The organism is uncultured Serinicoccus sp., from assembly GCF_947500995.1.
Lineage (GTDB): Bacteria > Actinomycetota > Actinomycetes > Actinomycetales > Dermatophilaceae > Ornithinicoccus.
Genome location: NZ_CANMUA010000001.1, coordinates 515,454 through 536,791 on the forward strand (window position 1 = coordinate 515,454; position 21,338 = coordinate 536,791).

Sequence of the window (21,338 nt, forward strand, 5' to 3'; positions counted from 1 at the left end):
ATTCCGGTCCTCGGGGCGAGCCTGGTGCGTGTCGGTGGGCCGGGCTATCCTGGCCTGCGCCCCACGACGAGGAGATGCATGTCGCACCGCACCGGCCCGCCCGCGCTCACCGGCGTCCTGGCCCTGGCCCTGAGCGCCGGCCTGACCGCCGCGCCGGTAGCGGCCGTGCCCTCCGTTCCCTCTGCGCAGGTCACCGCGGCCCCGCTGGCCGCCCACCCGGTCAGCGACGCGGCCTACCCGCGCCAGGAGCCGCTGCCGGAGCCGCCGGTGGAGGAGTCCGACGCCGCCCTCAAGCCGGGGCTGACGGCATACCACGACATCGCGCGACAACTCAACGCCGCGATGGAGCGCTCGGACCGCGTCTCCGCGGAGGTCCTCACGCAGACCGCCGGGGGCCGCCAGGTCTACCTCGTGACCCTGACCGCCAAGGAGAACGCCAACCAGGCACGGCGCCAGGCCGCCTACCGCGACCTCATCACCGAGGACCCGGCGACGGCCGCCCGGGACCGGCGGCTGGCCCAGCAGTACAAGACGCCGATCTTCGTCAACGCCAACATCCACGGCAACGAGTTCGAGGGCACCGACGCCGCGCTGCGGCTCGTGGAGGACTACGCGACGAGCAACGACGCCGCGGTGAAGAAGCTGCTCAAGCGCTCCCGCATCCACCTGGTCATCTCGGCGAACCCCGACGGACGGCACGACAACACCCGCCGCAACGCGGCCGGCTTCGACCTCAACCGCGACTTCGTGACCGCCACCCAGCCCGAGACCGTCGCCGTCCGCGACGCCCTGATCCACACCCAGCCGCTGCTCATGCTGGACCTGCACGGCTACGTCAACGGCACCCTCGTCGAGCCCACGACGCCGCCGCACGGGGAGAACTACGAGTACGACCTCTTCATCAAGCACGCCTACCCCAACGGGCTGGGGATGGAGGAGGCCGTCAACGGGCTCGGCTACGACGAGGGCGACGGCGTGCGTCCGGTCCAGGTCCCGCTGCGCGACTGGGACGAGGGCTGGGACGACTGGCCGCCGATCTTCACCCCGCAGTACGCCGCGCTGCACGGTGCCGTCGCGCACACCATCGAGATCCCGCTGCGGGTCAACAACGCGTCCTACGACCTGCCCGCGGAGGAGCTGCGGCGCCGCTCCGCGATCAACACCGACATCGCCTCCGCGGCGATCTCCGGGACGCTGGAGTATGCCGCGGCGCACCGCGAGGAGCTCCTCGCCGACCACATCGAGATCTTCCGGCGCGGCGAGGCCGGCGAGCCGCAGACGCCGGTGGAGGAGGGTCTCTTCGACGGCGTGATCGGTCCGGAGGACGTCTACACCACCTCCTACCCGCGGGCCTACGTCATCCCGGTGGGAGACGGACAGCGGTCCGCCCCGGCCGCGGCCCGGCTCGTGGACTTCCTCGTCGCCAACGACGTCGAGGTGACCCGGCTCGAGCGGGACCGGCTCCTGGCCGGACGCTCCTACCCCGCCGGCAGCTACGTCGTGGACCTGCACCAGGCCAAGCGCGGCATGGCCAACACCATCCTCGGCCGGGGCACGGACATCTCGGACCGGGTCGACGCGATGTACGACATCTCCGGGTGGAGCCACGCCCTGCTCTGGGGCGCCGACGTCGACACGGTGCCCGACGGCGACCCGCTGCGCATCGGTGGCGGGCTGGTCGAGGGCGCCGACCCCACCGGGTCGTTGGCCGACAGCAGCTCGGGGTGGCTGCTGCCGATGCAGGACCCGGCGGACGTGCAGGCCGCCAGCCTGCTCCTGGAGCAGGGCGTGCCGGTCGAGCTGCTGGCCGACGGCTCGGTGCTGGTCCCGGCCGACTACCCCTGGGCGGCGGGCAACGTCGTCGACACCTTCGGCGTCGAGCTGGCCGCCGCCCCCGAGGGAGCCGCCGGCGAGGCGCTCGAGGCCTCCGACCGCGTCGTCGGGGTCTCCGGGACCGCGGAGGAGCGCTGGGCCCTCACCGAGATGGGCCTGACCGTCCGCGAGGTCAGCACGGCCGCGCTCAACGACGGGTTGGACCTGTCCGACCTGGATGCGCTCTACGTCTCCAGCGGCCTCGACTGGGCCGACCTGTCCGACGAGGCCCGCTCGGAGGTGCAGGACTTCCTCGGCGACGGCGGCGGCGTCGTGGGACGGGGTGTCGCCGGCGCCCGGCTGAACGACGCCGTGGACCTCGTCGAGGCCACCGCCGTGCGCGGCCGCAGCGACGCCAACGGCGTCGTCAGCGTGGACAACGCCACGGACAGCCCGATCACGGCGGCGGCGACCGGCGAGACCTTCGTCTACTCGCCCGTGTGGTTCACGGGACTCGGCGACGACGTGCGGGTCGACCAGCGCCTGGGCGAGAAGCCCCTCGTCAGCGGCCACTGGCGGGCCACCTCGGCCGGTGAGGGTGGCCCGGAGGACGCCGCCGGGCAGGCGGTCGTCGTCAGCGCCGAGACGGACGGCTCGCGCGGTGTCCTCTTCGGCACCGAGCCGCTCTTCCGGGCGCACCCGAAGGGCCAGTTCGCCCTCGTCGCCCGGGCGCTGCTCTGGGTCGGGTCGGACGCCCGCTAGGCCCCGGCCCCCGTAGCCCAATCGGCAGAGGCAGCCCACTTAAAATGGGTTCAGTGCGGGTTCGAGTCCCGCCGGGGGCACCCAGGCCGGCCTGAGGCGTCTCGTGCCGGGCAGGATGGGGGTATGCCGCAGCGCCCCTCCCCGGACCCCGTCCCCCCGGTCGCCGGCGACCCGCACCCGCTCACCGGAGAGGTGTTCCCCTCCCCCGTGCCGCCCGGGTCGGGATGGCCGCAGGACCCGGCCCCCGCCGGCCTGCGGGCGGCGCGCAGCGAGGGCGGGGTCCGCAGGCAGGCGGCCGGGTCCCGCGACCTGCACACCCTCGACGCGCGGGTGAGCGTCTGCTCCGCATGCCCCCGGCTGGTGGACTGGCGCGAGGAGGTCGCGAGCACCCGCCGGGCCGCCTACGCCGACCAGCCGTACTGGGGCCGCCCCGCCCCCGGCTACGGCGACCCCGCTCCCGAGATCCTGGTCGTCGGCCTCGCCCCGGCCGCCCACGGGGCCAACCGGACCGGGCGCATCTTCACCGGCGACCGGTCCGGCGACTGGATCTACGCCGCCCTCCACCGCGCCGGCTACGCCTCCCAGGCGTCCTCCACGCACGCCGGGGACGGCCTGTCGCTCACGTCGGTGCGCATCACCGCAGCCGTCCACTGCGCGCCGCCCGGCAACGCCCCGACGGCGGCCGAACGGCATACCTGCGGGGTGTGGCTGGAGCGTGAGCTGGCCCTGGTGGAACCGACGCTGCGCTCCGTGCTCGCCCTCGGCGGCATCGGCTGGGACGCCTTCCTGGCCGGGGCGCGGTCCGCCGGCTGGGAGGTGCCCCGGCCGCGGCCCCGCTTCGGCCACGGCGCCGAGGCCCGCCTGCGCAGCGCGTCGGGACGACCGGTGCGGCTCCTGGGGAGCTACCACGTCAGCCAGCAGAACACCTTCACCGGCCGGCTCACCGAGGCGATGCTGGACGAGGTGATCGCCCGGCTCTGAGCCGGGCGGCCCCTCACGCCTGGGACAGGGCGATCCCGTCGAGGATGTCGGACTCCGAGGCCCGCACGGTCCGCAGGCCGGAGTCGTGCGCCACCCGCTGGACGACCGTGCGCCACACGAGGGCACCGGCGCCGATGACGTCCACGCGACCCTCGTGCATGAACGGCAGCTCCCGGCGGCGCGAGCGTGGGCTGAGCAGCAGGTCGCTGCAGGCGTCGACCACCTGGTCGACGTCCAGCTCGGCGCCGTGGATCCGGTCCCGCTGGTATGCCGGCAGCCCCAGCGCGTGGGCGGTCACCGTGGTGACCGAGCCGGCGAGCCCGACGAGGGTGCCGACCCCGGAGAGGTCCACCGTCCCGGCCACGTCGTCGACGGCGCGGACGATGTCGGACAGCGCCGCCCACACCTGGTCCTCGCCCGGCGGGTCGTCGTGCAGGTGGCGCTCGGTCAGCCGGACGCAGCCGATGTCCACCGAGCGGGACGCCGCCACCGCGGTGCCCGTCCCGTCCCCCAGCACCAGCTCGGTCGAGCCCCCGCCGATGTCGACGACCAGGTAGGGGCCCGGGGCCCCGGCATCGCGCAGGGGCCCGGTCGCGCCCGCGAAGGAGAGCGCCGCCTCCTCCTGCCCGGTCACCACCTCGGGGGTGACGTCGAAGGCGCCGAAGGCGTCCTGGACCCCGGCGACGAAGTCCGCCGCGTTGGAGGCGTCACGGGAGGCCGAGGTGGCCACGAAGCGGACCCGCTCGCAGCCGAGGTCCCGGCACTGCTCGGCATACCCCTGCGCCACGGCCAGGGTGCGCGCCATGGCCGCCTCGCCGATCGCCCCGGTCGCGTCGATGCCCTCGCCCAGCCGGACGATCTGCATCTGCCGGGTGACCTCGCGCAGCACCGGGGCGGCGCCGTCACCGGGCTCGAGGTCGGCCACGAGCAGCCGGATCGAGTTGGTGCCGCAGTCGACGGCACCCACACGCGTCATGCCGCGGACCCGCCTGCCTCGGGTCCTTCGTCCCCGGGGTCGCCCTCGGTGCGGGGCTCGGGCAGCGGGTGGTGCTTGGGGCAGGAGTCGCAGCGCTCGTCGTCGACGGCGGAGACCCCCGAGCAGCAGCCGCCCTCCCACCAGTCCGGGAGGGCCGCGACGGCCTCGTCCCCCAGCGGGTTGACCCCCGGCCCCGCGGCCAGGCTGTGCGCGACGAGCACGTGGAGGCACTTGACCCGGTTGGGCATGCCGCCGGCGCTGATGCCGGCGATCTCCGGCACGTGGGCCAGCTCCTCGCGGCGACGCAGGTAGTCGTCGTGCGCCTGGGCATACCCCCAGCGCAGACCCTCGTCCTCGGCGAGCCGCTTCGACATCGACTTCATGAGCCCCTCGCTCTCCAGCGTCGAGATCGCGCCGGTGAGCTTGGGGCAGGTGGCGTAGAAGCTCGTGGGGAAGGGGGTGCCGTCCGGCAGGCGCGGCTCGGTGCGGATCACCGTGGGGCAGCCGCACGGGCAGCGGTGCACGATGGAGACGACCCCGCGCGGCTCACGGCCGAGCTGACGGGTGATGACCTCGAGATCCTCCTCGGTGGGAGTCTCGTCGAGCGTGGTGCGGTCGAGTTCGCTCATGTCCTTCTCTGCGGGCCGTGCTCCTACGGCTCCGTGGTCTCGGGGAGCCCCTCGTTCGCGATCGTGACCGACTCCCAGACCTGGGAGTACCACGGGCTGTCGGCCATCACGTCATCGCTCACCGGGGCCATTCCTGGCAGCGCCTCAGTGTAGTCGCTCCCGGTGTCGTCGATGACGGTGAAGGCCGTCTCGCCCTCCTTGACGAAGCGCAGCCGCTCGCGGGCCTGCTGCTCCACGTAGTCCGGGTCCTCCCACCGGGCCAGCTCGCGCTCGAGCGCGGCGATCTCCTCCTGCTCGGCGGCGATCTCCTGGTGCAGGGCGCCGATGTCGGCCCGCTGCCGGAGGAAGCCGGACAGCGCAGGGGCCAGGACGAGGGCCATGACGACGAGCAGGACCCCGAGCGTGATGAGCCGGCGGACGTGCACCGGCGCCTGCCGCTGCGTCGCCGTCGTCGCCGGGCGCGACCGGCCGCCGGGCCGACGGGCCGGGGTCCGCCGGGTCGGGCCGGTGGGGCGGCTGCCGGCGCGCGAGGTGCGCCGGTCGCGCGGGCCACGGGCCGTGCTCATCGGGGCTCCTCGACACTCGGGTGGGGTGGCTGGGACGGGTGTGGCCAGGGTATGCCGTCCGCCCGGCCGCTCGCCGCACGCCGCGCCGCGACCCGGGGGGACCTCGGCAGATCCCCCCGGGCGCGGACGCGGTGGCTCAGCCGCGGAAGCGCGGGAAGGCGCCGACGCCGGCATACACCGCCGCGTCGTCCAGCTCCTCCTCGATGCGCAGCAGCTGGTTGTACTTCGCGACGCGCTCGGAACGGGCCGGCGCGCCGGTCTTGATCTGGCCGCAGTTGGTGGCCACCGCAAGGTCGGCGATGGTGACGTCCTCGGTCTCGCCGGAGCGGTGGCTCATCATGCAGCGGAAGCCGTTGCTCTGCGCCAGCGCCACGGCGTCCAGGGTCTCGGTGAGCGAGCCGATCTGGTTGACCTTGACCAGCAGCGCGTTGGCCGCCCGCTCGGTGATGCCCCGCTGCAGCCGCTCGGGGTTGGTGACGAAGAGGTCGTCGCCCACCAGCTGGACCTGGTCGCCCAGCTGCGCGGTCATCTGCGCCCAGCCCTCCCAGTCGTCCTCGTCCAGGGGGTCCTCGATGGACACGAGGGGGTAGGCGTCGACCAGCTCGGCGTAGTACTTGACCATGTCGGCGGCCTTGCGCTTCTTGCCCTCGAAGGTGTACTTCCCCTTCTCGAAGAACTCGCTGGCGGCGACGTCCAGCGCCAGGGCGATGTCGGAGCCGGGCGTGTAGCCGGCCGCGGTGATCGCCTCGACGATGAGGTCGAGGGCGGCCCGGTTGGAGGCGAGGTCGGGGGCGAAACCGCCCTCGTCGCCCAGGCCGGTCGACAGCCCGCGCTTCTTGAGCACGGCCTTGAGCGCGTGGTAGACCTCGGTGCCCCAGCGCAGCGCCTCGCGGAAGCTCGGGGCCCCGACCGGGGCGATCATGAACTCCTGGATGTCGACGTTGGAGTCGGCGTGCGAGCCGCCGTTGAGGATGTTCATCATCGGCACCGGCAGGACGTGCGCGTTGGGGCCCCCGACGTAGCGGAACAGCGGCAGCCCGGCGGAGTCCGCGGCGGCCTTGGCCACGGCCAGGGAGACGCCGAGGATGGCGTTGGCCCCGATCTCCCCCTTGTTGGCCGTGCCGTCGGCGGCCAGCATCTCGTTGTCGACCAGACGCTGCTCGGAGGCGTCGAAGCCCAGCAGCCGCGGCTCGAGGTCGTCCATCACGGCGGCGACGGCGTTCTCGACGCCCTTGCCGAGGTAGCGGGTGGCGTCGCCGTCGCGGCGCTCGACCGCTTCGAAGGCGCCGGTGGAGGCGCCGGAGGGGACGGCGGCGCGGGCGACGGTGCCGTCGTCCAGGCCGACCTCCACCTCGACGGTGGGGTTGCCTCGGGAGTCGAGGATCTCGCGGGCGATGATGGCGTCGATGGCAGCCATGTGCGCTCCTTTCGGTAGGGCGTCTCGGGGTCGTCCGGCAGCACTGGCGGGCTCTGTCGCGCCTCAGCCTAGCGCCGGGGGCGGGCCGCGGCAGGCTCGCGCCCCGGGGCCGGCCGCGTCAGCGGCTCCGCTCGCGCGCGGCCGCCTCCACCGTCCGGAGGGTATGCCGCAGCGCCCGGTCGGGGTCGACCCCCCGGGCGCGCAGGTCGAGGACGGCGCGCAGCAGCGCCGCGCCGGCGTCGCCGTCGGTCTCCAGCCCGGCCGCCGCGTCGTCCAGCCACGCGCCCTGCCCGTCACGACCCAGCCGGGAGACGACCTTGGCGGCGCGGGCGAGCGAGGGCATACCGGCGGGGATGCCGTCCAGGGGGTGCTCGCGGGCGGCCGCCCCGGCGTCGGCGCGCTCCTGCTCCTTGATCTGCTCCCAGGCGCGGGCCACGTCGTCGGGCCCCTCGACCTCGCTGCCGCCGAAGACGTGCGGGTGGCGCCGGACCAGCTTGGCGACCAGCCCGGCCGCGACGTCGTCGACGTCGAACGGCTCCTCCCCGTGCTCGGCCCCGACCCGGGCGTGGAAGAGCACCTGCAGCAGGACGTCCCCGAGCTCCTCGATGGCGTGCTCCCGGGCCGGGCCGGTGGCCTCGTCGAGGTGGTCGAGCGCCTCCACGGCCTCGTGCGCCTCCTCCACGAGGTAGGGGGTGAGGCTGGCGTGCGTCTGCTGCGCGTCCCACGGGCAGCCGCCGGGCGATCGGAGCCGGTCCATGACGGCCACGGCGTCCAGCAGCCGGGAGCCCGGGGTGTCCCAGGACCCGACGAGCAGCTCCAGGCTCGGTGGGTCCTCCTCGGGGAGCTGCACCGCGAGCGCCTCGGCCAGCCCGGGGTCCCCGTCGGGCGAGCCGACCCACACCACGCGTCCGGGCAGCCCCAGCAGCTCCTCGGCGCGCTGCGCCGGGGTGCCCCCGCCCGCCCGGGTCACCTCGACACCGGCCGCCGCCAGCGCGCCCGGGGTGGGCTCGGAGGGGTCGGCGGCGAGCACGTGGTCGGCCGCTCCCAGGGCCTGCCAGGCCGCGGCCGACAACAGCCCCGGCGCCACCCGGGGGGAGGTCAGCAGCAGGCTCAGCTCTCGGGCTGGACGATCCACTCGGGCACCTGCGGCAGGACGCCGTCACCGGCCGGGCTCCACGCACCGAAGCGCGGGTTGACCTCGACCGGGAGGGCCCCGAGGTCCTCCTGGGTCAGGGTCTGCAGCTCGGCCACGACCGGCGCGAGCTCCTCGTCGGACATCGCGGCCTGGTCGTTGATGACGGCGAGGTAGCGCTGGGCGCTGACGGCCTGCACGGTGAGGTCGCCCGCGTCCCCCTCGAGGCCGGCGTCGGAGAGCGAGGTGCGGACCTCGCTCTCGGTCACCTCGTAGCTCGTGCCCTCGAACCAGCCGCCGAGGAGCGGGGCGATGCCCGCCTGGTAGATGACCGTCGCCGTGTCGACCGGCTCGGGCGACACCTCGCTGAGCTGCTCGGTCGCCTCCTGCACCTCCCCCACGGAGTAGCCGGTGCCGTCGATGACGACACCCTCGGTCATGCCGACCCCGCTGCACCCGGACAGGACGACCGCGGTGACCGAGGCGGCGAGGGGGAAGGAGTATGCGCGCTTCACGGTCCCCATCATCGCACGCACCCCCCGGACCACCGGCCGTGCCATGCTCGGGCCATGACCACGAGCACCCTGAGCGACGCCGTCCTCGACCCCGCCACCCGACCCCGCGTGGTCGACGCGCTGCTCGTCCTGGCCGACGCGGAGGTCTCGACCAAGAAGGGCATCTCCGGCACGATGCTCAAGACCGCCTTCGGCGGGGCGCGCAGGGCCAGCGAGAGCAACGTCCGCAAGGGGGTGGACCGGCTGCTCCCGGGCATGGCCCGCGCGCTCGACCCGCACTACGAGGCCAAGGGCGAGGTGCCCTTCGGGACCTACCTCTCCGACCCGGCACGGTCCGGCCAGGTGGCGGACGAGCTGCTGGCCGTCGCCGACTCGGCGGCCGCCCGGGTCCAGGGCAACCCGCTGGGCCGGGTGTATGCCTCCTTCCGCGGGAAGGCGAAGGAGCACGTCGTCGCGGCCCTGCCCCGGCTCGGCACCACCCTGGAGACCTTCGTCCACTGACAGCCCCGCACCGGGGCGCGCGACTGCACCACCTGTGCTCGCTCATCCAGGCATCTGGCGGCACGACCGGTGCAGTCGCGCATACCGGCTAAATGAGTGGGTGACGGAGTCCCGACCTGGCCGCGGCGGCCTCAGGTGGCGCTGGCGGCGGCGAAATCGTCGAGCAGGATGCCGCGGACCAGCTGGCTCGCCCAGTCCAGGATGTCCTGGTCGCGCAGCGGCTTCCCGCCGACCGCCGCGGTCTTGGGCACGGGCACGAGGATCTGGCGCAGCGCCGGCTTGATGATCGTGCCCCTGTAGACCCGGGTGAGGCGCAGCTGCTGGCTCTCCCTGAGGTTCTCCACCGGTGCGAACCGGACCATCTGGCCCTGCAGGGCGATGTCGCTGATCCCCGCCGCGCGGGCGACGGTGCGCAGCCGCGCCACCTCCAGCAGCGTCTGCACCGGGGGCGGTGGTGCGCCGTAGCGGTCCACGAGCTCCTCGCGGATGAGCTCGAGCCCCTGCTCGTCGCCGACCTGCGCCAGCTTGCGGTAGGCCTCGAGCCGCAGCCGCTCCCCCGGGACGTAGTCGTGCGGCAGGTGGGCGTCGACCGGCAGCTCGATCTTGACCTCGGCGGGCGCCGCCTGGCTCTCGCCCTTGAAGGCGGACACGGCCTCGCCGACGAGCCGGACGTAGAGGTCGAAGCCGACGCCCTCGATGTGCCCGGACTGCTCGCCGCCGAGCAGGTTGCCGGCTCCGCGGATCTCGAGGTCCTTCATCGCGACCGCCATGCCGGCGCCCAGGTCGGTGTGGGAGGCGATGGTCTGCAGCCGGTCCACCGCCGTCTCGGTGAGCGGCTTCTCCGGGGGGTAGAGGAAGTAGGCGTAGGCCCGCTCCCGACCGCGGCCGACCCGCCCGCGCAGCTGGTGCAGCTGGGAGAGGCCGAAGGTGTCGGCCCGGTCCACGACGAGCGTGTTGGCGTTGGAGATGTCCAGGCCGGTCTCGACGATGGTCGTGCAGACGAGCACGTCGAAGCGGCGCTCCCAGAAGTCGACCACGACCTGCTCCAGCCGGTGCTCGCCCATCTGCCCGTGGGCCGTCTCGATGCGCGCCTCCGGCACGAGGTCGCGCAGCCGGGAGGCGACCTTCTCGATGGAGCTCACCTTGTTGTGCACGAAGAACACCTGCCCCTCGCGCAGGAGCTCGCGGCGGATCGCGGCGGCGATCTGCCTCTCGTCGTAGCCGCCGACGAAGGTCAGCACCGGGTGGCGCTCCTCCGGCGGCGTCGCCAGCGTCGACATCTCCCGGATGCCGGTAATCGCCATCTCCAGGGTGCGCGGGATGGGCGTGGCCGACATGGCCAGCACGTCGACGTTGGTGCGCAGGGCCTTGAGCTGCTCCTTGTGCTCGACGCCGAAGCGCTGCTCCTCGTCGATGATGACCAGGCCGAGGTCCTTGAAGCGCACCGTCGAGCCGAGCAGCCGGTGGGTGCCGATGACGAGGTCGACCGAGCCGTCCTTGATCCCGTCGACGACCTCCTTGGCCTGCTTGTCGCTCTGGAAGCGTGACAGCGCGCGCACGGTGACGGGGAACTGCGCATACCGCTCGGAGAAGGTCTGGAAGTGCTGCTGGACGAGCAGGGTCGTCGGCACGAGCACCGCGACCTGCTTGCCGTCCTGGATCGCCTTGAAGGCCGCGCGCACCGCGATCTCGGTCTTGCCGTAGCCGACGTCACCGCTGATGAGGCGGTCCATGGGCACGGTCTTCTCCATGTCCTCCTTCACCTCGTCGATGGAGACCAGCTGGTCCGGGGTCTCGGTGAAGGCGAAGGCGTCCTCCAGCTCGCGCTGCCAGGGGCTGTCCGGGCCGAAGGCGTGCCCCTGCGTGGCCTGGCGCGCGGAGTAGAGCCGGATGAGCTCGGCGGCGATCTGCCGGACGTGCTTGCGGGCCCGGGACTTGGTCTTCTGCCAGTCCGCCCCGCCCAGGCGGTGCAGCGTGGGCGCCTCCCCGCCGACGTACTTCGTCAGCTGGTCCAGCTGGTCGGTCGGCAGGTAGAGGCGGTCCCCCGGCTGGCCCCGCTTCGACGGGGCGTACTCCAGGACGACGTACTCGCGGGTCGCCCCCTGCACCTGACGCTGCGCCATCTCGACGAAGCGGCCCACACCGTGCTGCTCGTGCACGACGTAGTCGTCCGGGCGCAGCTGCAGCGGGTCGACCTGGTGGCGGCGGCGCGAGGGCATCCGCCGCATGTCCTTGGTGCTGCCCCCGGTGCCCTGCTGGCCGGTGAGGTCGGACTCCCCGAGGAGGACGAGCCCGGCCTCGGCGAGCAGGAAGCCGCGACCCACCCGGCCGGTGGTCACGGTGACGCGGTCGGTCGGCAGCGGGGCGTCCCCGAGCGCCTCGAGGCGCTCCACCACCTGATGGGCCACCTCGTGCTCGGTCAGCACCTCCCCCACGCGCCGGGCCAGGCCGGGACCGTCCAGCGCGAGGACGACCGGGCGTCCCGCGGCGAGCCACCCGCGGGCGTCCGCGACGATGGCCCCGACGTCGCTGCGGTATGCCGTCGCCGGGGCGGACGGCACGTCCAGGGTGTGCAGGGCGGGCTCGTCGTCGGTCGCGGACGGCTCGTCCGCCCCCGCCTGCTCCACGAACTCCTCGAGGGTCTCGTCGGCGGCGAAGGCCGACAGCGACCACCAGGGGCGGCCGGTCCCCAGGGCGTGGCTGCGCATCTCGGCGAGCGACCACGAGGACGCGGTGCCGAGCACCTGCTGCAGGTCGATGGGCACGGCCGCGCCACCCCCGGCCGCGGCGGCCCACCCGGCCTGCATGAACTCCTCGCTGGTGCGCACCAGGTCGTGGGCGCGGGTCCGCACCCGCTCCGGGTCGAGCACCACCACGCCGGACCCCTCCGGCAGGACGTCGACCAGGGTCTCCATGCCGTCGACGAGCGCCGGGGCGAGCGACTCCATCCCCTCCACCGCGATGCCCTCGGCGATCTTGGCGAGCAGGTCCTCGGCGCCCGGCAGGACGTCGACGAGCTCGGCGGCCCGGGCCCGCACCGCCTCGGTGATGAGCACCTCCCGGCACGGCGGGGCGTAGAGGCCGTGGCTCGCGATCTCCAGGCTGCGCTGGTCGGCGACCTTGAACCAGCGCACCTCCTCGACCGTGTCCCCCCAGAACTCCACCCGGACCGGGTGCTCCTCGGTGGGCGGGAAGACGTCGAGGATCCCGCCGCGCACCGCGAACTCGCCGCGCCGCTCGACCATGTCGACCCGGGTGTACGCCGCTGCCGCCAGGGCCTCGACGACCTCGGTGAGCGGGCGGTCCTCGCCCGCGCGCAGCGCGACGGGGACGAGCTCGCCCAGGCCCTGCACCAGCGGCTGCAGGAGGGCCCGGACGCTGGCGACCACGACGCGGGCCGGACCGGTCGCCGGGTCCTGCCCGGTGAGGTCCGGGTGCGCGAGCCGGCGCAGCGTGGCCAGCCGGTGGCCGACGGTGTCAGAGCGCGGGCTGAGCCGCTCGTGCGGCAGCGTCTCCCAGCTGGGGAATCCGGCCACCACGTCGGGCCCGCCGGGCAGCAGCTCGCCCAGCATCCCGACCAGGTCGTCGGCCTCGCGGCCGGTCGCCGTGACCGCCAGCAGCGGGGCGGGGGTCTCGTCCTCGTCCGACGCAGCCTCGTCCTCGCGGGTCGCGAGCAGCGCCACCAGCGCCGGGTGCAGCCCCGGCGCGGCGGAGACCTCCACGGCCTGCTCGCCGCGGGCCCGTGCCTCGAGCACGGCGGCGACCTCCGCCTGGGTGCGCAGGGCGGCGAGGAGGGGGGCGAGCGGCATACCGGGAGACCTCACGGGAGAGACGGGGGACGACGGTCCAGTCTAGGTCCGGTGACCGACGGACCCGGCCCCAGCGGGAGGCGACCACCCCAGGGTGGCGGCGCGCACCCCCGTCGGGCAGGATCGGGAGGTGTGAGCCACTCGACACATCGCTCCAGGACGCTGCGCCCGGGAGCGGCGGGGCTCCTCGCCGTGGGGGCCGCGCTGACCCTGGTCCCGGTGGTCGTGGACACCGCCGCCGCGGAGCAGCCCAGCTCCCTCGAGGACGCGGTCCACGACCCCGCCGACGTGCTCACCGACGCCGAGGAGGCCGCCGCCACCGAGCAGATCGAGGCGCTGCGCGAGGAGACCGGGCTGCAGCTCTTCGTGGCCTACGTCGACACCTTCGAGGACTCCTCCGGGGCCACGGTGGGCGGCGAGGAGTGGGCCACCCTCACCGCCGAGGAGTCCGCGATGGGCACCGGCGACCTGCTGCTGGCCGTCGCCGTGGACCAGCGTGCCTACGGGGTCGGCGACGCCGGCGGCACCCTGTCGCAGGAGCAGGTCCAGGCCGTGCAGCTGCAGGACATCGAGCCGCGCCTGGCCGAGGACGACTGGGCGGGCGCCGTGGAGGGGGCCACCGAGGGCTTCGCCCGGGAGTATGCCGGCGCCTCCTCGGGCGGCGGTGTCAGCGTGCCCGACGGGGACGAGGTCTACCCCACCTCCTCCGGGGGTCTGGGCGGCGCCTTCCCGCTCCTCTTCTTCGCGCCCCTGGTGGTGGGCGGGGTCGCCATGGCCGTCCGGAGCCGGCAGCGGCGGCGCCCCGACCCCGGCGCCCCGGTGCCGCCCCACGCGCAGGGCCGGAGCCTGTCCGAGCTGCACCGCGAGGCCGCGGAGGCACTCGTGGCCATGGACGACGCCGTGCGCTCGGCGGGCGAGGAGCTCGACTTCGCGAGGGCGCAGTTCGGCACCCAGCGGACCGAGGCCTTCGGCGCCGCGCTGGACCGGGCCCGTCAGGCGGCCCGGGAGGCCTTCGGCCTGCGCCAGCAGCTGGACGACGACACCGAGGAGCCGGAGAGCGTGCAGCGCGGCATGCTGGGCCGCATCCTGGAGCTGGCCGGGACCGCGCGGGCCGAGCTGGACGCCCGGACCCAGGAGTTCGCGCGGCTGCGCTCGCTGCAGGACCAGGCCCCGCAGTTCCTCGCCGAGCTCGCCACCCGGGCCCGGGAGACGCGGGAGCGGCTGCCCGCCGCCGAGCAGGAGCTGCGCGGTCTGGCGGCGCGCCACCCGGCGGCCGCGCTGGCGACGGTGCGCGGCAACCTCGCCCAGGCCACCAACCTGCTGGACTCGGCGGACGGGTTCGTCACGGCCGGCCGGCAGTCCCTGGAGCGGGACGACCGCGCCTCGGCGGTCGCGGCGGCGCGGGCCGCGGAGGAGTCCGTCGGGCAGGCGGCGACCCTGCTCGACCAGGTCTCCACCGCCGACGCCGAGCTGCGGGGGGCCGGGGAGGCCATCACGGCCGGCATCGCCTCGCTGTCCGCCGACCTCCAGGACGCCCGTCGGCTGGGGGCGGGCGAGCCCACGGTGGCGCAGGCGGTCCAGCGGGCCCGGGCCGCCATCGAGCAGGCCCAGGCCAGCCGGGACGGCGGCGACCCGCTGCGTGCCCTCACCGAGCTCGACGCCGCCGAGCACGACCTCGACGCCCTGCTCGAGCCGCTGCGCGAGTCGGACCGCCACCAGGCCAAGCTGCGCGGTGACTTCGAGGCGCGGGTGAGCCGGGTCGGGGCACGCCTGCGCAGCATCGACCAGACCGTCGCCACCCGGCGCGGCGCCGTGGGCAGCGGCCCCCGCACCCGCATCTCGGAGGCGCTGCGGCTCTACGACGACGCGGTGGCCCAGGCCACCGAGTCGCCCACGGCGGCCATGCAGCTGCTCACCCGGGCCGAGCAGCTCGGCGAGCAGGCGCTCACCGAGGCGCAGCGCGACGCCGACCAGTGGGGCGGCCCCGGCGGGTTCGGCGGCCCGTCCTCGGGGCGCGGGCACCGGGGCATCGACCCCTGGTCGCTCGTGCTCGGCGGCATCCTCTCCGGCATGGGCAGCTCGCACCGGCACCGGGGCGGCTGGGGCGGGGGCGGGTCCTTCGGCGGCGGTGGTGGCGGGGGCGGCGGCTTCGGCGGGGGCTCCTTCGGTGGCGGCTCCTTCGGTGGCGGCGGCGGAGGGGGGACGTTCTCGGGCGGCCGGTTCTGAGCCAGACCCGACCACGCACCGGGCCGAGCGCAACCGGGGGTGGGGCGGGCACGTCATACCCTCGACATCTGACCAGCGTGACCCGCGACGACGCGGGCGGAGAAAGGATGGGACCACATGACCCAGAAGCAGACGATCCTCGGGCGGGTGGGGCAGCTCGCCCGCGCCAACATCAACGCGTTGCTGGACCGCGCGGAGGACCCCGAGAAGATGCTGGACCAGCTCGTCCGGGACTACACCAACTCCATCGCCGAGGCCGAGGAGGCGGTCGCGCAGACCATCGCCAACGTGCGGATGGCCGAGGGCGACCTGCAGACCGACCGCGAGGCCGCCGCCGAGTGGGGCCGCAAGGCCGCCGCCGCCTCGGCCAAGGCCGAGCAGATGCGCGGGGCGGGCGACCCGGACGGCGCCTACAAGTTCGACAACCTCGCCCGCGTGGCGCTGGGCCGTCAGATCCAGCACGAGGAGGACGTGCGCAACGCCGAGCCCACCATCGCCCAGCAGAACCAGACCGTCGAGCAGCTCAAGGCCGGCCTCGTCACCATGAAGACCAAGCTCGAGGACCTCAAGTCGCGGCGCAGCACCCTCGTCGCCCGGGCCCGCTCGGTGGAGGCGCAGGAGAAGGTCCAGGAGGCGATGTCCTCCATCGACGTCATGGACCCCAGCAGCGACCTGTCCCGCTGGGAGGACAGCATCCGCAAGCAGGAGGCCATGGTCGCCGGTCGCGCCGAGGCGCAGTCGGCCAGCCTGGAGGACCAGTTCGCCGAGCTGGAGACCAGCAGCGGCGACGCCGAGATCGAGGCCCGCCTCGCCCAGCTGAAGAACCAGGGCGGCTGAGGCCCGACGGGGCCGCGAACCCTGCCGGGCGCGCGCCCGGCCCGTGGCCCCGTCCACTCGCACCACAGCAGCCGCACGCGTCCCAGGGTGCGGGGACATGTCCGTCTGCACGAGGTATATCGCCGGCAGACGGACCTGTCCCCGCAGCCGGTGACGGGAGTGTCCGGCGGTGCCGGTGTGACGAGCCTCGTCGCGCCCGGGCGAGCCCTCACCGCACCGTGCGACCCGCGGGTCGTACGGCGGCGGTGCGGGCCCGGCTGGGCGGGCGGGGCACCCGCCCGATGGCCCGTCTGCTCAGCGGGCCGTCTGCTCAGCGGGCGTGGAAGCGCTGCTGGGTGGCCTCCAGGCCGAGCTGGGCGAGGTCGACGACCGCGTCGGCACCGTCTCCGACGAGCAGCTCGGTCTCGACCCGGTCCTTGGTCGGGAAGTCGGACAGGACCCAGTCCGCCGGGTCCTGCCGGCCCGGGGGCCGCCCGATCCCCAGCCGCACCCGCAGGTAGTCCTTGCTCCCCAGCGACTGGCTGATCGAGCGCAGCCCGTTGTGACCACCCTCGCCGCCACCGCGCTTGAGCCGCACCTGGCCGGGCTCGATGTCGAGCTCGTCGTGCACCACGACCACCCGCTCGACGGGGACCTTGTAGAAGGACGCCAGACCCGAGACCGGCCCGCCCGAGACGTTCATGTAGGTCATGGGTCGGGCCAGGACGGCCCGGGGGCCGGGGAGCCCGCCGGCCGCCGTGCCCAGGCGCACCTCGGCGGCCCACGCACGGCCGGCCTTGTGCTGCCGCAGGCCCGCCCCCGCCTGCCGCGCCAGCTCCTCGACCACCATGGCGCCCACGTTGTGCCGGTTGCCGGCATACCTCGTCCCGGGGTTGCCCAGGCCGACCACCAGCCACGGTGCCTCAGTCATCGTTTCCTCGTTCCTGCTCCGACGCGGCGTGGCCGCGCCCGGACGACACCGGCGCGGCCACGATCACGCGGGTGCGGGCCGGAGCCCGCGACGGATCACTCGTCCTTGGCCTCGGCGTCCTCGCCGGAGTCGCCCTCGGCGGAGCCGCCCTCGGCAGCCTCGTCGTCGGACTCCTCCTGCTCGATGCCGGCCTCGGCCTCGGCCTCGGCGAGCTCGGCCTCCGCGGCCTCCTCGGACAGCTGCTGGGACACGTTGACGACCAGCGCCTCCGGGTCGGTGACCAGGGTGACGCCCGCCGGCAGCTCGACCTCGCCGGCCAGCACCTGGGTGCCGGCCTCCAGGCCCTCGACGGACACCATGAGCCACTCGGGGATGCTGGTGATGGGGGCCTCGACCTCGAGCACGGAGTGGTCGGTGGTGACCAGGGTCTCCGGCGCGGCCTCGCCCTCCAGGTGCACGCCGACCTCGACGGTCACCTTCTCGCCCTTGCGCACCACGACCAGGTCGACGTGCTCGATGAAGCGCTTGATCGGGTCGCGCTGCACGTCCTTAGCCAGGGCCATGTGCGTCTCGCCCTCGACGTCCAGGGTGAGGACCGCGTTGGAGTGACGCAGCGCGAGCATGGCCTCGTGGCCGGGCAGCGACAGGTGCAGCGGCGGGGTGCCGTGGCCGTAGAGCACGGCGGGCACCTTGTCGGCGCGACGGATGCGGCGGGCAGCGCCCTTGCCGAACTCGGTGCGCTTCTCGGCGGGAAGCTTCAGCTGGTCAGCCATGGGTGAGACCTCGTTCAGGGGGTATGCGGTGGGATGGGGTCAGGCCTCGACGCGGGACACGGCGCGGGGCAGCGATCACCGTGAGCTCTTCGTCGATGACGGACACCGCGCAGCATCCCTCGCCGAGGCAACGCCGACCAGTCTATCGCCCGTCCGGGCCGCTCACGAAATCCCCCGCGCTCGCCGTTCTGGACATCGCCTTCTGGGGAGCGGGCACCAGAAGCGTAGGTCCAGAACGACCGGTCAGGCGCGACCCTCGAACATCGAGGTCACCGAGCCGTCCTCGAAGACCTCGCGGATGGCCCGGCTCAGCAGCGGCGCGATGGACAGCTCGGTGAGCTTGTCCATGGCCAGGGCCTCCTCGGACAGCGGCAGCGTGTTGGTGACGACGACCTCGGTGGCGACCGAGTTGGTCAGCCGCTCGATGGCCGGGTCCGAGAAGATGGCGTGGGTCGCGGCGATGACGACCTCCGCGGCGCCGTCCTTCATGAGCGCCTCGGCGGCCTGGCAGATGGTGCCCCCGGAGTCGATCATGTCGTCGACGAGGATGCAGGTCCGTCCCTGGACCTCACCGACGACGCGGTTGGCGACGGACTGGTTGGGCCGCTCGACGTCGCGGGTCTTGTGGATGAACGCCAGCGGCACCCCGCCCAGCTTGTTGCTCCACCACTCGGCGACCTTGATCCGGCCGGCGTCCGGCGAGACCACGGCGAGCTTGCGGTCGCCGTACTTCTCCCGGACGTGCTCGGACAGGATCGGCGTGGCCATGAGGTGGTCCACCGGGCCGTCGAAGAAGCCCTGGATCTGGGCGGTGTGCAGGTCGACGGTGAGCAGCCGGTCGGCCCCGGCGGTCTTGAACATGTCGGCGATCAGCCGGGCGGAGATCGGCTCGCGGCCGCGGTGCTTCTTGTCCTGGCGGGCGTAGCCGTAGAAGGGCAGCACGACGGTGATCCGCTTGGCCGACCCGCGCTTGAGCGCGTCGACCATGATGAGGTGCTCCATGATCCACTCGTTGACCGGCGCCGTGTGGCTCTGGATGACGAAGGCGTCGCAGCCGCGCACCGACTCGTCGAAGCGGACGTAGATCTCGCTGTTGGCGAAGGTGTAGGACTGCATCGGCACGAGGTGCGTCTCGAGCGCGTCGGCCACCTCCTCCGCGAGCTGGGGGTGCGCCCGGCCCGAGAAGACCATGAGGTTCTTCTCGGTCGTCTTGTGGATGCCCATCAGCTCTCCTGTGCGCTCTGCTCGGGGTGGGTGTCGTCGCCGCCCTGCGGGGGTATGCCGTCGGCCCTCGCGGCCTCGGCGGCGGCGGCGGTCGCGGTGCCGGCCCGGCGCCGGGCGACCCAGCCGTCGACGTTGCGCTGCCGCGAGCGGGCGACCGCGATCTGCCCGGGCTCGACCCGGCCCTCGATCGTGGAGCCGGCCGCGACGTAGGCACCGTCGGCGATCTCGACCGGCGCCACGAGCACCGAGTCGGACCCGACGAAGCTGTGCCGGCCGACGATGGTGTGGTGCTTGGCGACGCCGTCGTAGTTGGCGAAGATGGTGCCGGCGCCGATGTTGGCGCCCTCGCCGATCGTGGCGTCGCCGCAGTAGGTGAGGTGCGGGACCTTGGCCCCCGGGCCGATGTCGGCGTTCTTGGTCTCGACGAAGCCGCCGATCTTGCCGCCCTCGCCCAGCACGGTGCCGGGCCGGAGGTAGGAGAACGGGCCGACCGTGGCGCGCGGTCCGATGAGCGCGTGCTCGGCCTGGGTGCGGACGACGCTGGCCCCGTCACCCACCTCGCAGTCGGTCAGCGTCGTGTCCGGTCCGACCGCGGCCTCGGTGCCCACGGTCGTGGCGCCCAGGAGCTGGCTGCCCGGGCGGATGACGGTGTCCTGGCCGATGGTGACGTCGGCGTCGATCCAGGTGGTGTCCGGGTCCACGACGATGACCCCGTCGCGCATGTGCCGGGTGACCACCCGGCGGTTGAGCTCCTTGCCGAGCGCCGCGAGCTGCACCTTGTCGTTGACGCCCTCGGTCTGCATGAGGTCCTCGAGGGGGTGCGCGACGACGGTGCGGCCCTCCTCGCGGGCGATGCGGATGACGTCGGTGAGGTACTTCTCGCCCTGCTCGTTGGCCTGCCCCACCTGCGTCAGCGCGCGCCGCAGGACCTCGACGTCGAAGGCGTAGATGCCGGAGTTGAACTCCCGGATGTCCACGACGTGCGCGTAGTCGGGGTCGCCCTCCTCGCGACGCCGGCGGGCGTCCTTGAACTCCATGATCTCGGCGAGCTCGCCGTCGGCGTCGCGGACCACGCGGCCGTAGGTGCCGGCGTCGTCGACGACCGCGGAGAGCAGGGTGACGGCGGAGCCGCGCTCCTCGTGCACGCGGGTCAGCTCGAGCAGCGTCTCCCCGGACAGCAGCGGCACGTCGCCCATGGTCACCAGGACGGTGCCGGTGAGGTCGGCGGGCAGGGCGTCCAGACCGCACTCGCAGGCCCGCCCCGTGCCGGGCACCTCGTCCTGGTCGGCGACCAGCGCGTCGCCGTCCAGCTCGGCGACGTGGGAGGCGACGCGCTCCCGCTCGTGCCGCACGACCACGGCGAGGTGCTGCGGCCCGGCCTGGCGGGCGGCATACATCGCGTGACCGACGAGAGAGCGTCCACCGATGCGGTGCAGCACCTTGGGGATCGAGCTCTTCATACGGGTGCCCTGACCGGCGGCGAGGATGATGACGGCAGCGGGGTGGTGGGTCGTCACGGCACCGACTGTACCTCTGCCCCGCACGCCCACGATCCGGCGCTTGGCATGATGGGGGCCGTGACCCCGAGCCCGAAGACCTCCCGACACCGGATGACCGGCCCCCAGCGACGCCAGCAGCTCATCGAGGTCGGGCGCGCGCTGTTCGCCGAGCGCGGCTTCGAGGGCACGAGCGTGGAGCAGATCTCCGAGGCGGCGGACGTGTCCAAACCGGTGATCTACGAGCACTTCGGCGGCAAGGAGGGGCTGTACGCCGTCGTCGTCGACCGCGAGATCCAGGCCCTGCTCGGTCAGATCACCGACGCCCTCACCGAGCACGAGGGCAACGCGCGGGCGCTGCTGGAGGCGGCGGCGATGGCGCTGCTCGACTACATCGAGACCTCCACCGACGGGTTCCGGATCCTCGTGCGGGACAGCCCGCCCGGCCAGTCGACCGGGTCGTTCGCCTCGCTCATCAGCGACATCGCGACCCAGGTCGAGCACATCCTCGCTGCCGAGTTCAAGCGTCGCCGGCTGGACCCCAAGACCGCGCCGCTCTACGCGCAGATGCTCGTGGGGATGGTCGCGATCCCGGGCGGCTGGTGGCTGGACTCGCGCCGCATGAAGAAGGAGGACGTCGCCGCGCACCTCGTCAACCTCGCGTGGAACGGCCTCGCCGGGATGGAGGCCCGCCCCACCCTGCGCAGCCGGGCCAAGGGCTGATCCCGCCGCCCTGAGCAGCCGGGCCACAGGCTGACCCCGCCGCCCTGAG

Annotated in this window: 17 protein-coding genes and 1 tRNA gene; 7 read left to right on the forward strand and 11 right to left on the reverse strand. The window is 73.9% G+C overall.

From position 1 onward, the window contains the following. Nucleotides 1-78: 78 nt before the first annotated feature. The 3 genes from Q0967_RS02230 (at nucleotide 79) to Q0967_RS02240 (ending at nucleotide 3,555) form a co-directional block, all read left to right on the forward strand. The gene (locus Q0967_RS02230) at nucleotides 79-2,574 is read left to right on the forward strand and encodes a M14 family zinc carboxypeptidase (protein WP_298748911.1); all 2,496 of its coding nucleotides are present in this window, start codon (nucleotides 79-81) and stop codon (nucleotides 2,572-2,574) included. A 6-nt stretch (nucleotides 2,575-2,580) separates the two neighbouring features. Further along, nucleotides 2,581-2,654 (forward strand) — tRNA-Leu (locus tag Q0967_RS02235). A gap of 43 nt (nucleotides 2,655-2,697) precedes the next feature. Next, nucleotides 2,698-3,555, forward strand: coding sequence for a uracil-DNA glycosylase (locus tag Q0967_RS02240; protein WP_298748912.1), 858 nt, complete (start codon nucleotides 2,698-2,700; stop codon nucleotides 3,553-3,555). Nucleotides 3,556-3,568: 13 nt separating this feature from the next. Here the strand turns inward: Q0967_RS02240 and Q0967_RS02245 are convergent, their stop codons facing one another. The 6 genes from Q0967_RS02245 to Q0967_RS02270 form a co-directional block, all read right to left on the reverse strand. Then, nucleotides 3,569-4,531 (reverse strand): Ppx/GppA phosphatase family protein, encoded by a 963-nt coding sequence (locus Q0967_RS02245; protein ID WP_298748913.1) that lies wholly within the window; start codon nucleotides 4,529-4,531, stop codon nucleotides 3,569-3,571. Further along, nucleotides 4,528-5,160: a DUF501 domain-containing protein gene (locus tag Q0967_RS02250; RefSeq protein ID WP_298748914.1), complete on the reverse strand. Its 633-nt coding sequence runs from the start codon at nucleotides 5,158-5,160 to the stop codon at nucleotides 4,528-4,530. Before Q0967_RS02250 ends, Q0967_RS02245 begins: the two co-directional genes overlap by 4 nt. Before the next feature lie 23 nt (nucleotides 5,161-5,183). Beyond that, a complete protein-coding gene (locus tag Q0967_RS02255) occupies nucleotides 5,184-5,726 on the reverse strand; it encodes a septum formation initiator family protein (RefSeq protein WP_298748915.1) in 543 nt (180 codons plus the stop codon). A 136-nt stretch (nucleotides 5,727-5,862) separates the two neighbouring features. After that, nucleotides 5,863-7,143 (reverse strand): phosphopyruvate hydratase, encoded by a 1,281-nt coding sequence (eno, locus tag Q0967_RS02260; RefSeq protein WP_298748916.1) that lies wholly within the window; start codon nucleotides 7,141-7,143, stop codon nucleotides 5,863-5,865. Between the two features lie 118 nt (nucleotides 7,144-7,261). Continuing rightward, nucleotides 7,262-8,278 carry a MazG family protein gene (locus Q0967_RS02265; RefSeq protein ID WP_298748918.1) on the reverse strand — a complete coding sequence of 339 codons (1,017 nt, stop codon included), beginning with the start codon at nucleotides 8,276-8,278 and terminating at the stop codon, nucleotides 7,262-7,264. After that, nucleotides 8,254-8,790, reverse strand: a complete 537-nt coding sequence (locus tag Q0967_RS02270) for a hypothetical protein (protein ID WP_298748919.1) — start codon at nucleotides 8,788-8,790, stop codon at nucleotides 8,254-8,256. Before Q0967_RS02270 ends, Q0967_RS02265 begins: the two co-directional genes overlap by 25 nt. Nucleotides 8,791-8,844: 54 nt before the next feature. On the opposite strand from Q0967_RS02270, the gene Q0967_RS02275 reads away from it, so the two are divergent. Then, nucleotides 8,845-9,291: a DUF6918 family protein gene (locus Q0967_RS02275; RefSeq protein WP_298748920.1), complete on the forward strand. Its 447-nt coding sequence runs from the start codon at nucleotides 8,845-8,847 to the stop codon at nucleotides 9,289-9,291. Between the two features lie 131 nt (nucleotides 9,292-9,422). Here the strand turns inward: Q0967_RS02275 and mfd are convergent, their stop codons facing one another. Further along, nucleotides 9,423-13,100, reverse strand: coding sequence for a transcription-repair coupling factor (gene mfd, locus Q0967_RS02280; RefSeq protein WP_298748921.1), 3,678 nt, complete (start codon nucleotides 13,098-13,100; stop codon nucleotides 9,423-9,425). Between the two features lie 132 nt (nucleotides 13,101-13,232). On the opposite strand from mfd, the gene Q0967_RS02285 reads away from it, so the two are divergent. Both Q0967_RS02285 and Q0967_RS02290 read left to right on the forward strand, forming a co-directional pair. Further along, nucleotides 13,233-15,326: a TPM domain-containing protein gene (locus tag Q0967_RS02285; RefSeq protein ID WP_298748922.1), complete on the forward strand. Its 2,094-nt coding sequence runs from the start codon at nucleotides 13,233-13,235 to the stop codon at nucleotides 15,324-15,326. Between the two features lie 117 nt (nucleotides 15,327-15,443). Continuing rightward, nucleotides 15,444-16,163, forward strand: a complete 720-nt coding sequence (locus Q0967_RS02290; protein WP_298748923.1) for a PspA/IM30 family protein — start codon at nucleotides 15,444-15,446, stop codon at nucleotides 16,161-16,163. Nucleotides 16,164-16,473: 310 nt separating this feature from the next. On the opposite strand, the gene pth is transcribed toward Q0967_RS02290, so the two are convergent. From pth to glmU, 4 genes are all read right to left on the reverse strand, one after another. Next, on the reverse strand, nucleotides 16,474-17,073 hold the full coding sequence (pth, locus tag Q0967_RS02295) for an aminoacyl-tRNA hydrolase (RefSeq protein WP_298748924.1): 600 nt from the start codon (nucleotides 17,071-17,073) through the stop codon (nucleotides 16,474-16,476). A gap of 95 nt (nucleotides 17,074-17,168) precedes the next feature. Next, nucleotides 17,169-17,846 carry a 50S ribosomal protein L25/general stress protein Ctc gene (locus Q0967_RS02300; RefSeq protein ID WP_298748925.1) on the reverse strand — a complete coding sequence of 226 codons (678 nt, stop codon included), beginning with the start codon at nucleotides 17,844-17,846 and terminating at the stop codon, nucleotides 17,169-17,171. A gap of 243 nt (nucleotides 17,847-18,089) precedes the next feature. Next, on the reverse strand, nucleotides 18,090-19,073 hold the full coding sequence (locus Q0967_RS02305; RefSeq protein ID WP_298749108.1) for a ribose-phosphate diphosphokinase: 984 nt from the start codon (nucleotides 19,071-19,073) through the stop codon (nucleotides 18,090-18,092). Next, nucleotides 19,070-20,587: a bifunctional UDP-N-acetylglucosamine diphosphorylase/glucosamine-1-phosphate N-acetyltransferase GlmU gene (gene glmU / locus Q0967_RS02310; RefSeq protein ID WP_298748927.1), complete on the reverse strand. Its 1,518-nt coding sequence runs from the start codon at nucleotides 20,585-20,587 to the stop codon at nucleotides 19,070-19,072. The genes Q0967_RS02305 and glmU overlap by 4 nt, the downstream gene beginning before the upstream one ends. A gap of 93 nt (nucleotides 20,588-20,680) precedes the next feature. Between glmU and Q0967_RS02315 the strand changes: the two genes are divergently transcribed. Beyond that, nucleotides 20,681-21,289, forward strand: coding sequence for a TetR/AcrR family transcriptional regulator (locus Q0967_RS02315; RefSeq protein ID WP_174964962.1), 609 nt, complete (start codon nucleotides 20,681-20,683; stop codon nucleotides 21,287-21,289). Nucleotides 21,290-21,338 lie beyond the last annotated feature (49 nt).

Bases quoted from the DNA above. Each gene is read 5' to 3' on its own strand.
- Q0967_RS02315 (WP_174964962.1), top strand. From the start codon at position 20,681: ATGACCGGCCCCCAGCGACGCCAGCAGCTCATCGAGGTCGGGCGCGCG.
- eno (WP_298748916.1), bottom strand. From the start codon at position 7,143: ATGGCTGCCATCGACGCCATCATCGCCCGCGAGATCCTCGACTCCCGA.
- pth (WP_298748924.1), bottom strand. From the start codon at position 17,073: ATGACTGAGGCACCGTGGCTGGTGGTCGGCCTGGGCAACCCCGGGACG.
- Q0967_RS02255 (WP_298748915.1), bottom strand. From the start codon at position 5,726: ATGAGCACGGCCCGTGGCCCGCGCGACCGGCGCACCTCGCGCGCCGGC.
- Q0967_RS02240 (WP_298748912.1), top strand. From the start codon at position 2,698: ATGCCGCAGCGCCCCTCCCCGGACCCCGTCCCCCCGGTCGCCGGCGAC.
- Q0967_RS02300 (WP_298748925.1), bottom strand. From the start codon at position 17,846: ATGGCTGACCAGCTGAAGCTTCCCGCCGAGAAGCGCACCGAGTTCGGC.
- Q0967_RS02290 (WP_298748923.1), top strand. From the start codon at position 15,444: ATGACCCAGAAGCAGACGATCCTCGGGCGGGTGGGGCAGCTCGCCCGC.
- mfd (WP_298748921.1), bottom strand. From the start codon at position 13,100: ATGCCGCTCGCCCCCCTCCTCGCCGCCCTGCGCACCCAGGCGGAGGTC.
- Q0967_RS02245 (WP_298748913.1), bottom strand. From the start codon at position 4,531: ATGACGCGTGTGGGTGCCGTCGACTGCGGCACCAACTCGATCCGGCTG.
- Q0967_RS02275 (WP_298748920.1), top strand. From the start codon at position 8,845: ATGACCACGAGCACCCTGAGCGACGCCGTCCTCGACCCCGCCACCCGA.
- Q0967_RS02250 (WP_298748914.1), bottom strand. From the start codon at position 5,160: ATGAGCGAACTCGACCGCACCACGCTCGACGAGACTCCCACCGAGGAG.
- Q0967_RS02230 (WP_298748911.1), top strand. From the start codon at position 79: ATGTCGCACCGCACCGGCCCGCCCGCGCTCACCGGCGTCCTGGCCCTG.